10 protein-coding genes and 1 tRNA gene are annotated in these 13,273 nt (G+C 58.7%); 7 read left to right on the forward strand and 4 right to left on the reverse strand.

Annotation, left to right across the window (positions count from 1 at the left end; translation table 11 throughout):
* Positions 1–14: 14 nt before the first annotated feature.
* From zwf to pgi, 3 genes are read left to right on the forward strand one after another with little or no spacing between them, the layout of a single operon-like run.
* Positions 15–1,469: a glucose-6-phosphate dehydrogenase gene (gene zwf, locus PJL69_RS02880; RefSeq protein WP_271308309.1), complete on the forward strand. Its 1,455-nt coding sequence runs from the start codon at positions 15–17 to the stop codon at positions 1,467–1,469.
* A complete protein-coding gene (pgl, locus tag PJL69_RS02885) occupies positions 1,466–2,137 on the forward strand; it encodes a 6-phosphogluconolactonase (RefSeq protein WP_271308310.1) in 672 nt (223 codons plus the stop codon). The genes zwf and pgl overlap by 4 nt, the downstream gene beginning before the upstream one ends.
* Before the next feature lie 5 nt (positions 2,138–2,142).
* Positions 2,143–3,744, forward strand: a complete 1,602-nt coding sequence (gene pgi, locus PJL69_RS02890; RefSeq protein ID WP_271308311.1) for a glucose-6-phosphate isomerase — start codon at positions 2,143–2,145, stop codon at positions 3,742–3,744.
* 2 nt (positions 3,745–3,746) lie between these two features.
* On the opposite strand, the gene PJL69_RS02895 is transcribed toward pgi, so the two are convergent.
* Together PJL69_RS02895 and PJL69_RS02900 are read right to left on the reverse strand one after the other, a co-directional pair.
* Positions 3,747–4,460 (reverse strand): enoyl-CoA hydratase/isomerase family protein, encoded by a 714-nt coding sequence (locus PJL69_RS02895; RefSeq protein ID WP_271308312.1) that lies wholly within the window; start codon positions 4,458–4,460, stop codon positions 3,747–3,749.
* A 132-nt stretch (positions 4,461–4,592) separates the two neighbouring features.
* Positions 4,593–4,666 (reverse strand) — tRNA-Gly (locus PJL69_RS02900).
* 111 nt (positions 4,667–4,777) lie between these two features.
* On the opposite strand from PJL69_RS02900, the gene PJL69_RS02905 reads away from it, so the two are divergent.
* Entirely contained in the window at positions 4,778–5,281 is a 504-nt protein-coding gene (locus PJL69_RS02905; protein ID WP_271308313.1) for a nucleotidyltransferase domain-containing protein, read from the forward strand.
* Here the strand turns inward: PJL69_RS02905 and PJL69_RS02910 are convergent.
* Positions 5,278–7,323: an ASKHA domain-containing protein gene (locus PJL69_RS02910; RefSeq protein ID WP_271308314.1), complete on the reverse strand. Its 2,046-nt coding sequence runs from the start codon at positions 7,321–7,323 to the stop codon at positions 5,278–5,280. The two genes, PJL69_RS02905 and PJL69_RS02910, sit on opposite strands and share 4 nt — an antisense overlap.
* Positions 7,324–7,651: 328 nt before the next feature.
* On the opposite strand from PJL69_RS02910, the gene guaB reads away from it, so the two are divergent.
* The 3 genes from guaB (at position 7,652) to PJL69_RS02925 (ending at position 12,647) form a co-directional block, all read left to right on the forward strand.
* A complete protein-coding gene (gene guaB / locus PJL69_RS02915) occupies positions 7,652–9,100 on the forward strand; it encodes an IMP dehydrogenase (RefSeq protein WP_271308315.1) in 1,449 nt (482 codons plus the stop codon).
* The gene (locus PJL69_RS02920) at positions 9,100–10,257 is read left to right on the forward strand and encodes an RsmB/NOP family class I SAM-dependent RNA methyltransferase (protein ID WP_271308316.1); all 1,158 of its coding nucleotides are present in this window, start codon (positions 9,100–9,102) and stop codon (positions 10,255–10,257) included. Before guaB ends, PJL69_RS02920 begins: the two co-directional genes overlap by 1 nt.
* Before the next feature lie 89 nt (positions 10,258–10,346).
* Positions 10,347–12,647 carry an ATP-binding response regulator gene (locus PJL69_RS02925; protein ID WP_271308317.1) on the forward strand — a complete coding sequence of 767 codons (2,301 nt, stop codon included), beginning with the start codon at positions 10,347–10,349 and terminating at the stop codon, positions 12,645–12,647.
* On the opposite strand, the gene PJL69_RS02930 is transcribed toward PJL69_RS02925, so the two are convergent.
* Positions 12,644–13,243 carry a sulfotransferase family 2 domain-containing protein gene (locus PJL69_RS02930; RefSeq protein ID WP_271308318.1) on the reverse strand — a complete coding sequence of 200 codons (600 nt, stop codon included), beginning with the start codon at positions 13,241–13,243 and terminating at the stop codon, positions 12,644–12,646. The genes PJL69_RS02925 and PJL69_RS02930 overlap by 4 nt on opposite strands.
* Between the last annotated feature and the right edge of the window lie 30 nt (positions 13,244–13,273).

Below are 13,273 nucleotides of genomic sequence, written 5' to 3' on the forward strand. Positions count from 1 at the left end.
GGAAACAGGGCCTTATGGTGTCTCGAATTATTCCGGTGGAGCCTTTTGATCTGGTGGTGTTTGGTGGCACAGGGGATCTGGCGCGGCGTAAGATTTTGCCTGCGTTGTTTCGCCGTTTCTGTTCAGGACAGATGCCGGATGGCAGCCGGGTGTTGGGCGCGGCGCGCAGTGGCTTGACCTCACAAGAATATCGCGCGGTTGTCAGTGATGCGCTCAGTGAGTTTGCTGGGGAACTGGCGCTTGATGCGGCGCAGGTGGCGGCGTTTTGTGAACATGTGGATTATGTGGCGGTGGACGCGCGGGGCGAGGGCGGCTGGCCTGAGCTTGCCGCCCTGCTGACGCCGGGGTCTGTGCGGGCGTTTTATTTTTCCGTGGGGCCGGGTGTGTTTTCTGATCTTGCCAAAGGTCTGAAACGACACGGGCTGGTCGAGGATGACACGCGGATCGTGGTGGAAAAGCCCTTTGGCCATGATCTGGAGAGTGCGCAGGCGCTCAACCGCGAGCTGGCGCAGTATTTCGACGAGGGACAGATTTACCGGATCGACCATTACCTTGGCAAAGAAACGGTGCAAAACCTGATGGCGGTGCGCTTTGGCAATATGCTGTTTGAGCCGCTGTGGAATGCGCAATACATCGACCATATTCAGATCACCGTGGCCGAAACGGTCGGTGTGGCCGGGCGCGGGGATTACTATGAAAAATCCGGCGCGATGCGTGACATGGTGCAGAACCACCTGATGCAGCTGTTGTGTCTGATCGCGATGGAGCCCCCGGCGCAGTTTGAGCCGGATGCGGTGCGCGACGAGAAACTGAAGGTGATCCGCGCATTGGATGCGGTGCAGCCACATCATATTGTACGTGGGCAATATACCGCAGCTGATGGCGTTGCGGCCTATCGCGAAGATGTGGACCATGCCCGTTCCAAGACCGAGAGTTTTGTTGCGCTGAAGTGTCAGATCAACAATTGGCGGTGGGCGGGCACCCCGTTTTACCTGCGCACCGGCAAACGGCTGAGCGCGCGAGACAGTGAGATTACGGTGGTCTTCAAAGACACGCCGCACTCTATTTTTGGGCCCGAAGCCGGGCGGCATCGCAACGAGCTCAACATTCAGCTGCAACCCAATGAGGGCATCACGTTGAATGTGACCATCAAGGAGCCGGGCCCGGGCGGCATGCGGCTGGTGGATGTGCCGCTGGATATGAGTTTTGCAGAGGCGCTGGGGCCGACCGCGGAGAACACGCCAGATGCCTATGAGCGGCTGATCATGGATGTGATCCGGGGCAATCAGACCTTGTTTATGCGGGATGATGAGGTGGAGGCCGCCTGGGCGTGGACCGATCCGATCATTCGCGGCTGGGAAGCGCGGGGCGATGTGCCGAAACCGTATGATGCCTATTCCGATGGGCCTGATGATGCAGATTTGATGATGCGCCGCGACGGGCGTGAATGGAGAGGCTTAGACAGATGAACTTCAAGACCTACCCAGATGCTGACATGCTGGCGATGGATGTGGCCCAAGCGCTGGCGGAAGACCTGACCGACGCATTGGCGCAAAAAGAGCGCGTGGTTCTGGCGGTGCCGGGTGGCACGACACCGGGGCCGATTTTTGATGTGTTGAGCGCGGCGGATCTGGACTGGGAGCGGGTTGATGTGATCCTGACAGATGAACGCTGGGTGCCTGAGCATCATGAGCGGTCCAACTCCGCTTTGGTCAAAGCGCGGCTTTTGACAAATCGCGCGATGGCGGCCCGCTATCTGCCGCTTTATGCGCCAGCAGAGGTGCCTGAGGATGTGTTACCAGAGCTTGAAGCGGGCATTGCCGCATCGCTGCCTGTGGATGTGGCGGTGATGGGCATGGGCGCGGATATGCACACGGCCTCACTGTTTCCCAATGCCGAGGGGCTTGAGGCGGCGTTGGCTGCAGATGCGCCGATCCTGATCCCGGTGCGGCGTGACGATTTGCCAGATATTCGCATCACCCTGAGCGCGCGCGTGCTGAACGGGGCGTTGCGCAAGCACATCCTGATCAAAGGGGCAGACAAGCGCGCGGCGTTGACCGCTGCGCAAAACCTGCCAGAGGTGGACGCTCCGATCCGCGCGGTGTGCGCGGGTGCAGATGTGCATTGGACGGAGTGAGCCAGATGTGGACCGATCTTGAAGACCTGAAAGCTGCAGCGCAGAGCACCCAAATTGAAGATCTGTTTGCCGCAGATCCGGCGCGTGCAGAGCGGTTTGCCCTGACAGTTGATGGGCTGTTTTTTGACTATAGCAAGACCAGCATTGATGACACGGCCAAGGCGGCATTGATGGCGCTGGCGGAAGCGGCGGGCGTTGCGGACAAGCGCGCGGCGATGTTTGGCGGAGCAAAGATCAACGAAACCGAAGAGCGCGCCGTGCTGCACACGGCGTTGCGCAATCTGGATGGTGCGCCGGTTTTGGTGGACGGCGAAGACGTGTTGCCGGAGATCAACGAGACCCGTGCGCGCATGGCGAGACTGGCCGCTGCGGTGCGCGATGGCAGCTTTCCGGGGCAGGGGCAGCGGATCACGGATGTGGTCAACATTGGCATTGGCGGCTCCGACCTTGGGCCGCTGATGGCGGTGATGGCGCTGGCGCCGTATCATGACGGGCCAAAATGCCATTTCATTTCCAATGTAGATGGTGCGGATGCCACCGATACGCTGGATGGGCTCGACCCGGACACCACGCTGGTGATTGTGGCCTCCAAGACCTTTACCACGCAGGAAACCCTGATGAACGCGCGCACCGTGCTGAATTGGGCGGGCGGCGACGCGGCGCTTGAGCGCTTTGTGGCGATTTCCTCGGCAGTGGACAAATGCGCAGAGTTCGGCATTCCGGCGGAGCGGGTGTTTGGCTTTGAGGATTGGGTTGGCGGCCGCTACTCGGTTTGGGGGCCGATTGGTTTTTCCTTGATGCTGGCGATTGGACCGACGGCCTTTGAAGGATTCCTTGAAGGCGGGCAGGCGATGGATCGTCATTTCTGTGCTGCAGCTTTTGAAGAGAACCTGCCTGTTATGCTCGCCTTGGTTGGGATCTGGCATCAGCAGATCTGTGGCCATGGCACGCGGGCTGTGCTGCCCTATGAACAGCGATTGGCGCGGCTGCCGGCCTATCTGCAGCAGCTTGAGATGGAGAGCAACGGCAAGAGTGTTGCGGTGGATGGCAGCGCATTGTCACGTGTTGCGGGGCCGATTGTCTGGGGGGAGCCTGGCACCAATGGGCAGCATGCGTTTTATCAGTTGATCCATCAGGGCAAACAGGTGGTGCCGTGTGAATTTCTGGTGGGGGCTGAGGGGCATGAGCCTGCGCTGCGCAACCATCAGCGGGCGCTTGTGGCTAACTGTCTGGCGCAGTCTGAGGCGCTTTTGAAAGGGCGTAGTGAAGCGGACGCACGGGCGCAGCTGGAAGACCAAGGCGTGTCAGGTGCAAAGCTGGATCAATTGGCCAAGCACCGTGTCTTTGCTGGCAATCGCCCGTCGACAACGCTGGTCTATCCACGTCTGACACCCTTTGTTCTGGGGCAGATTGTGGCGCTGTATGAGCACCGCGTGTTTGTCGAAGGGGTGATTTACGGGATCAACTCTTACGATCAGTGGGGCGTGGAGCTGGGCAAAGAGCTGGCGAGTGGTTTGCTGGATGCGGTGACGTCGGGGGATGTGCCGGAGGCGGCCTCCGCGTCAACCAAAGCGTTGATTGCGCGGATCCGCAGTTTTCACAGCTGAGGTTAGGCTGTCAATTGCAGCGCCTCGATCAGGGGCGCGTCGTCGCGGGCCATGATCTCCAGAATATCTTTGTGCATGCGGCGCTTGTGCTCGCCAAAGATGCCGCGGCCTTTGGAAAAGGTCGCGGCATAGTCAAGCGCAGCGGCCAATGTGGCCTCCGCATCTGGTGCGGCGGTCAGCACATGATCTGCCTCAAGCTCTGTGGCGGTGACACGGCGGCCCGATAGCTTCATTTCGTTGAAGCGGTATTCGGGCATGGCCTTGCGCACATAGGCGATCATGGAGGGCAGGAACGGGATGTTGATGTCCACCTCTGGAAAGCAGAAATAGCCGCGATCCGCGCGCATGAAGCGGAAGTCGCAAGCGCAGGCCAGCATGGCCCCGTTGCCAAAGGCGTGGCCGGTGATGGCGGCGATCACAGGCATTGGGAAGGTCAGAATGCGGGCAAAAACTTCGTTCATTTCGATCATGAAGGCGCGCATGTCATCTTCGCGGCCTGCCTGACGTGCGGCCATGAGCCAGTTCAGATCAACACCCTGCGACCAGTTCTTTTCATCATTTGAGGTGATCACTACCGAGCGAATGGTTTTGTCGTCTTCGGCCTGTTGCAGCGCGGCGAGCATGGCGGCGGCAAAGGCGCGGTTTTGGCGGTTTTCGCCGTTGTTCAGCGTGAGGATCGCGGTTTTACCACGGGTTTTATAGGTCACAAGAGACATGGGAAGCTCATCGTTTTTGCGTGTTGAGCGCGACCTTAGCTGTGGGTTTTGGGGGCGGCAAACATGACCTTACGCAACATGGCGCGCTGTGTGCTGGCCTTGCTGGGGAATTTTAGAACTGTCTGGAAGAGGTGGAGCGGGTAGCGGGAATCGAACCCGCACCTTAAGCTTGGGAAGCTCGCATGATACCATTTCACCATACCCGCAACGCTGCCCTAGGTAGTGGAGCGTTACGGTAGGGTCAAGCGGGTTTTCTAAGAGCCGTCATATGGGTTCTTGTCTGACTACAGCGGCGGCAACTCATCAGGATTGGGCGCATGGCATCAGCCAAATTTGTGAAGGATCTTTTGGAAGACATCCAGCAACTTGGCTGCCGGGTTTGGCTGGATGGTGGATGGGGTGTGGACGCTTTGTTGAGACAACAGACGCGCGCGCATGGCGATGTTGATATTGTTTTGGAGGCGCGCTGTGTGGGGCGCGTCTGTGATAGGCTGCGCTCCAATGGCTTTGCTCCAGCGCCGACGGTGGATGCCTGCGATTGGAATTTTGTTTTTGCGCGCGAACACTCGGAACGCGTCGATTTTCACGTCGTCACCTTTGATGCCACAGGTCGCGGGATCTACGGCCCGCCAGAGAATGGCGCATTTTACCCGGCGGACGCCTTTACTGGGCAGGGGAGTGTTGGCGGTGTTCCGGTGGCGTGTATGTCAGCCACGTTTCAGGTGGCAAACCGGGTTGGATACCCGTTGCGCCCTCAGGATTATCATGATCTGAGGGCGCTTCGATCTGCGTTTGGCATATGTCCTGATGCGCGGGGTTAGCCCCGACGGCGTCTGCGTCGCCCACCTCCAGCACTGCTGCCTTCTCCGCCGCCTGTATTGAAGCTGACCTCTGGGAGGGCCACAACATCGCGCAGGATTGGGAAAGGGTCAGACGAATTCGGCAAGGCAGAGGCATTGACGAAATGCTCCTGAAAGCGTGGTTCAACGGCGGTTTCGATTTTCTCGATCTGGCGCACCAGGGTTTCGATTTCACCGCGTGCCTTGCTGTTCAGAAGCGCAATGCGGGCGCCGGTGCCCGCCGCGTTGCCCGCAGAGGTGACTTTGTCCAGCGGGCAGTCAGGGATCATGCCCAAAACCATAGCGTGTTTGGCAGAAATATGCGCGCCAAAAGCCCCGGCGAGCACAACGCGATCCACCTGATCCACGCCGCGTTTGTCCATCAGCAGGCGCGCGCCGGAATAGAGCGCGGCCTTCGCCATCTGAATGGCGCGGATGTCGGCATTGGTGACGGTGATGGCTTTCTGGTCAGCGTCGCCTTCCCACAGCGTGTAGGAGTTGGTGCGCCCGTCAAGGAAACAGCGGTTGGTGCCGGTTTGCTCGGCTGAGCCGATGAGGCCGGAGGCATCCACCAGACCAGCGATGCGCATTTCAGCGATCACTTCGATGATGCCAGAGCCGCAGATGCCGGTGATGCCAGTGTTTGCCACAGCAGCGGCAAAGCCCTCATCGTCGGACCAAAGCTCACACCCGATGACACGGAAGCGCGGCTCTTTGGTGACTGGGTCAATTTCCACGCGTTCGATGGCGCCGGGGGCAGCACGCTGGCCTGCGCTGATCTGCGCCCCTTCGAAAGCCGGGCCTGTCGGGGAGGAGCAGGCGAGCACGCCTTCTTTGTCACCGAGCAGGATTTCCGCGTTAGTGCCCACGTCGACAACCAGAACAAGGTCTTCGGATTTGTCTGGGGCTTCTGAGAGTGCAACGCCTGCGGCGTCTGCGCCCACGTGGCCTGCGATGCAGGGCAGGAGGTAGGCTTGGGTGCCGGGCGCTATGTCGAGGCCAAGCTCGGAGGCGGGCAGTTCAAGGGCGTCGGACGTCGCGAGCGCAAAAGGCGCTTGGCCAAGTTCGAACGGGTCGATGCCAAGGAAGAGGTGGTGCATGACCGGGTTCATCACAAAGACCGCATCCAGAATTTGGCTTTTGTCGATCTCGGCTTCTTTGGCGATATCTATCACCAGCTGGTTGAGCCCGGCGCGCACGGCGTCGGTCATTTCCAGATCGCCGCCTTTGTTCATCATGGCATAGCTGACGCGGCTCATGAGGTCTTCGCCAAAGCGGATCTGGGGGTTCATCAGACCGGAGGAGGCCACCACTTCGCCGGTGGCGAGGTTGCAGAGGTGGCCGGCGATGGTGGTGGAGCCAAGGTCAACCGCGAGGCCAAAGAGCGGTTCCTCATAATAGCCGGGCCAGAGGGCGACGACGCGCGGGGCGCTGTCTTTGTGTCCCTGATGCAGGGCTGCGGTGACAGCCCAGTTGCCCTTGCGCAAGATCGGCTGCAGCGGGCGCAGCAGATGGGTGTCTATGGTGATTTCAGCGTGACCGGTGGCCTCTTTCAGCGCGGTCATCAGCCGCTCCAGATCGCCGGAGGGCTTGTGCATGTCGGGCTCTTCGACCTCAACATAGACGCGCGAAATGGTTGCGTTCAGCGTGATGTCGCGCACCTCAGCGCGTTTGCGCACCACCTGTTTGTGCACCTGACTTTCGGCGGGCACATCAATCACGATATCGCCCTGCACTGTGGCCTGACAGCCGAGGCGGCGGCCGGGGGTCAGGCCGCGCTTGTCGTCATAGCGCTGCTCTACGGCGTTCCATTCTGACAGCGCATCCTCTGCAACCGTCACGCCATGTTTGGGAAACTCGCCGTAGGAGGGCGTCACCTGACATTTGGAGCAAATGCCGCGCCCGCCACAGGCGGAGTCGAGATCAACACCGAGTTGCCGTGCGGCGGTGAGGATGGGAGTGCCTACCGGAAAGGTGCCGCGCTTGCCGGAGGGCGTGAAAATCACAAGTGGATCGCTGCTCATTTGAGGGCCTTGGGTCTGTTCGCTTACCTGCGACCATATCTGGCCTGTGTTGGGCTGAATGACAATAAGCGGCGTAGAAGTGTCGCGGGGCGGCATTGTCGTAAAGAAAACGTCATCTGGGTGGCGTGCTCCGCGGAACGGATGGGGGTGAGCCAATGTGGGCGGCAATCGGCGGTCAGCGTTGCGCCGCACGTTTTGCTGTGCAGATTGCGCGCGTTGGCGCAGCAATCGACGCAATAAAAGGGGCAAAGCAGGATTAGGGGTTTTCCACAACAAAAGGGCATGCGATAGGGACGTGCCAAACGAGGTTCCCCAAAGGAGATTTGCGATGGAGATTCGTGAGGCGCTGACCTTCGATGATGTTCTACTTGTTCCAGCTGCGTCGGCGGTGTTGCCCGCCACGGCGGATACGCGCACTCGGGTCACAAAAAGCATTGATCTGAACATTCCGTTGCTGAGCTCCGCGATGGACACAGTGACCGAAAGCCGGATGGCCATCGCCATGGCACAAGCGGGCGGCATGGGCGTGATCCATAAGAACCTTGATGCGGAAGCGCAGGCGCGCGAAGTGCGCCGGGTGAAACGCTTTGAGAGCGGGATTGTTTATAACCCTGTGACGCTGACCCCGAACCAGACACTGGCAGATGCCAAGGCGCTGATTGAGCGCTATCGCTTTACCGGTTTCCCTGTGGTGGACGAAGAAGGCCGTGTGGTGGGCATCGTGACCAACCGCGACATGCGCTTTGCCCAGAGCGATGACACGCCTGTTCATGCGATGATGACCACCAATGATCTGGCGATGCTGGCAGAGCCTGCGGATCTGGAAGAGGCCAAGAGCCTGATGCGGGCGCGCCGGATTGAGAAACTGTTGGTGCATGACGGGCAGGGCAAGCTGACCGGTTTGCTGACGCTGAAGGATACCGAGCAGGCTGTGCTGAACCCAACCGCCTGTAAAGATGATCTGGGCCGTTTGCGGGTTGCGGCGGCGTCCTCTGTGGGCGACAGCGGCTTTGCGCGCTCTGAGATGCTGATTGACGCAGGGGTTGATATTGTTGTTGTTGACACGGCGCACGGCCACTCTGAAGGTGTGATTGAGGCGGTGAAACGTATCAAGGCGCAGAGCAATGCGGTGCAGGTGATTGCGGGCAACGTGGCCACGGGCGACGCGACACGTGCATTGATTGACGCGGGTGCGGATGCGGTGAAAGTGGGCATCGGGCCGGGTTCGATCTGTACCACACGGATGGTGGCCGGTGTGGGTGTGCCCCAGCTGACAGCGATTGATGATTGTGCCACGGCGGCAGGCGATGTGCCCGTGATCGCGGATGGCGGCATCAAATTCTCTGGTGATTTTGCCAAGGCGATTGCCGCAGGCGCAAGCTGCGCCATGGTCGGCTCAATGATTGCGGGCACGGATGAAAGCCCCGGTGAGGTGATCCTCTATCAGGGCCGTTCGTTCAAATCCTATCGCGGTATGGGCAGCCTTGGCGCGATGGCGCGTGGCTCGGCCGATCGCTATTTCCAGAAAGACGCTGCCAGCGACAAGCTGGTGCCGGAGGGAATTGAGGGGCAGGTGCCTTACAAAGGTCCGGCAGGCACGGTGATCCACCAGCTGGTGGGCGGTTTGCGCGCGGCGATGGGCTACACCGGCAATGCCACCGTCGATGCGATGCGCAAGAACTGCAAATTTGTGAAAATCACCGGTGCGGGGCTGAAAGAGAGCCACGTGCATGACGTGCAGATCACCCGCGAAGCCCCTAACTATCGGATCGGCTGATGATACCTGCGGCGCGCGTTCAGGCGGCGATTGAGGTTCTGGATCAGATCCTTGAAGGCGCGCCAGCGGAAAAAGCACTGACCGGCTGGGCGCGGCGCAGCCGGTTCGCCGGGTCCAAGGACCGGGCAGCCATTCGCGATCATGTGTTTGATGCCTTGCGTCAGCGCAACTCTGCGGCCCATTTGGGCGGCGGACTAAGCGGGCGCGCCTTGATGATTGGTGTTCTTCGGGCACAAGAGGTGGATCTGGACGATCTGTTTTCTGGGGCTGCCTATGCGCCCAATGCCTTGAGTACGGCAGAGATCGCTGCGTCCACTACGCCGCAGGGAACACTGCCTGCCGATGTGCCTGAGTGGTTGATTGCGCCACTGAAAGACAGCCTTGGCGCGGCGTATGAGACCACTTTGACGCAGATGCGCGCACGGGCGCCTGTGTTTTTGCGAGTCAATCTGGCGCAATCCTCGGTGGCGGATGCACAGGCGGTGCTCACGGCGGCAGGAATTGAAACACGGCCTGTTGGTCTTGTGGAGACAGCACTTGAGGTCACGCAGGGGGCACGTCGTATTCGGCAAGCTGCGCCTTATCTGAGCGGCGCGGTCGAGTTGCAGGATGCTGCGAGCCAGGCCATGGTTTCTGCGTTGCCCTTGAACAAAGGCATGAAAGTCCTAGACTATTGCGCCGGCGGTGGCGGCAAAACCTTGGCCATGGCAGGACGTGTGGCTGGCCAGTTTTATGCCCATGATGCTGCCCCGCGCCGGATGGCGGATTTGCTTGAACGCGCGCAACGGGCAGGTGTGAAGGTAACACTTACCAATGCGCCGCAGAAAGACGCGCCGTATGATTTGGTGCTGTGTGATGCGCCTTGTTCGGGCAGTGGCACATGGCGGCGCACACCGGATGCAAAATGGCGTTTTCAGCAGAGTGATCTGGACTCGCTGCTGAAAACCCAAGCTGACATTTTGGACAAGGCGCAGGCGTTGGTCGCAGAGGGCGGCGTTCTGGCCTATGCAACATGTTCCTTTCTGAAAGCGGAAAACCAAGCACAGGTTGCAGCATTTCATCAGCGCCACCCCGGCTGGGAAACAGAGTGGGTGCGCCAATTTGGGTTTGAAGATGGCGGCGATGGTTTCTTTGGCGCGGTTCTTCGCAAAAAATAGCGAAACAGCGTCAGTTTACGATCACCATTAATCTGCGATTAAGGTTAATATATTCATATTAACCACAACAAATGACTATAGGTGTTCACGTGTCCACTCAGACCGATGCCGCGAAGGTGCATTCCCCCTCAAAAGCGGCCCCGTCTCACCATGCTGGAATTTTAGCGATCGCAGCGGTCGCGATGGTGGGGACAGCGTTCCTTTTGGACGACGGTTTGCTGCGTCTGAGCATGATCTTGGCGAGTGGATTGACCGGTTTTGCCTGTGGTGTGACGATGCTTGTCTCGGTGCAGCGGAGGTCTGCTCGACGTGCGGCGGTGGACCTGTTGGCGCAGTTGTATGCACAGGACACTGATCAGATCTATGTGTCAGATATGCGTGGCGGCGTGCTTTATGCCAATGAGGCGGCACAGGCGGGCTCTCAGACACGTCCGACCATTGAAGATGCGCTGGCCGGCTATGTGCTGGATGCGGAACATAAGGCGCAGGAAGCCATTTCAAAGTGTCTGGAAGACGGATCTTTTGAAGGTGATTTGATAATTCGTGACAATACGTTAAGTCTTAAAGTTCAGGTGGTCTCGTCGGGATTGCTGCTTTGGGTTTTGCAAAAAACGCATCCAGCGAAAGAAGGCGCTGCCGCGACAGGCATGCCGAAACTGCCAATGCTGACGGCTGGACGTACTGGAACGATTTTGTTCATGAATGCGGCTGCGCGTGGTTTGCTTGGCGAACGCAAAAAAACGCTGGTTGATGTGTTTGGACCGGAGGTGAAGCATCCGCGTGACGCGAGCGTTGTGTACACATCCAATGGTGAACAGCAGTGTATGGTGGCCCAGTTCGATGCCACTGCCGGGCGCCGCGAAATTTATCTGCTTCCAAGCGACACGCCTGTGACACGTGATGGCACGATGCAGTTTGAAGAACTGCCCGTGCCGATTTTGAAGATTGAGCCTGAAGGCCGTGTTGTTCTGGCCAACCGGGCTGCGCGGGGGCTCATTCATCTTGAGATCACCTCTGAAACTGTGATGAGCGATTTGATGGAGGGGCTCGGCCGCTCAATACGTGACTGGCTGGTGGAGACCGCTCAGGGCAAAACGGTTAAGAAAAGCGAATTCCTGCGTCTTAAGCGCGACGACAAAGAGGTGATTGTGCAGGTCAGCCTCAACCGGATTGCGGAAGGGGGGGTGGGGTCACTTATCGCGGTGCTGAGCGATGCCACGGAGCTCAAGTCTTTGGAGGCGCAGTTTGTGCAAAGCCAGAAGATGCAGGCCATTGGCCAGCTGGCGGGTGGTGTTGCACATGACTTTAACAATCTTTTAACTGCAATTTCAGGGCATTGCGATCTGTTGTTGTTGCGCCATGATCAAGGGGATGCGGACTATGCTGACCTTATACAGATCAATCAGAATGCCAATCGCGCCGCTGCGCTGGTTGGGCAGCTGTTGGCCTTTTCGCGCAAGCAGAACCTGCGGCCTGAAGTGCTTGATTTGCGTAACATACTCGCGGATTTGACCCATCTTCTCAATAGGTTGGTGGGCGAACGTGTGGCGCTGTCGCTGAGCAATGACCCCGTTCTGCCATCCATCCGCGCGGACAAACGCCAATTGGAACAGGTTTTGATGAACCTCGTTGTCAATGCGCGTGATGCGATGCCGGATGGCGGTGAAATCCTGGTCACAACGGAAGAAGTGACACTGGACCAACCACTGGAGCGTGACCGCGTTGTCGTGCCTGTCGGCAAATATGTGACGGTGAAGGTTGCTGATCAAGGCATTGGAATTGCACAAGATAAATTGCAAAAAGTGTTTGAACCCTTCTTCACCACCAAGCGTACGGGGGAAGGTACGGGGCTCGGGTTGAGCACTGCCTATGGCATCATGAAGCAGACCGGCGGCTTTATCTTTGTGGACAGTACAGAAGGCGTGGGGACGACATTTACACTGATGTTCCCGGCGTTTGGATCCGCCGAAGAGTTTGTTCCGGAGCTTGACGATGCGCGCCCGGACTTGCCCGTTGTTGAGCACAGCGGTGTTGTTCTTCTGGTGGAAGACGAAGCGCCGGTGCGCTCTTTTGCGACGCGGGCGCTGAAGATGCGCGGCTTTACTGTGCTTGAAGCGGCGAGCGGGGAAGAAGCGCTTGAGCTGCTTGCGGCAGAGCAGCCCAAGGTGGATGTGTTTGTCAGCGACGTGATCATGCCGGGCATTGATGGCCCAACCTGGGTGCGTCAGGCGCGATCAGAATACCCTGATGTGCCCGTGATTTTTGTCTCTGGCTACGCCGAAGACAGTTTTTCCGATGATCAATCGCGCATTGAAAACTCAAGCTTCCTGCCCAAGCCGTTTTCGCTTGGAGATCTGACGGAAGCTGTGCAAGCGCGGATCAACAGCTAGGAAAGGCTTTCGTAGAGTTCAAACTCTGCGGCACACTTGCGGCGCAGTTTTGCGAGCGTCTTCTCCGGCAGATCCAGTGGCATCGCCGGAGAGCTGTTGCGCTGCTCCAGTGTGATTTTTTGGCCCAGCCGTTCCTCTAGAAAGGTAAGCAATTTGGCTTGATCTTCGTAGCGGAAAAGGTGGTCCACCTGCACGCCATTGGGGCGCGGCTCCAGAAATTTGGCCTGGCTTCCGACATTTGCAAAGGAGGCTTTCTTGTCGCCCTTCATGTATTCCTGCACAAATTCGTCAAAGCTCACATCATGTGTAGAGTTGCGATGGCCCCGCATACTGTCGCGGCGGCGGTATCTGTACCAACTGGAGAGCCAGCTGACAGGCTCGCGCATGACGGCCATAAGTTCCATGTCATCGCGGTTGCAGGCGCGTTCAAACATTGGGCGGAAGAAGCGGTTGTAGCGATAAATAGGCGCATGCTTCAGCTCTGGGGGATTCGAAATCACCATGTCCGCAACAGGGGCCAAGGCCGCCTCGATCGCGGTTGTGCCGGTTTTGGGCACCGATAGGAACACAAGTTTTTTGTTCCAGAAAACAAGCATCTGCGCGGCCTCGCTGTGGTTTGTCTCAAC

Source organism: Shimia sp. MMG029 (assembly GCF_027947445.1).
GTDB lineage: Bacteria > Pseudomonadota > Alphaproteobacteria > Rhodobacterales > Rhodobacteraceae > Shimia.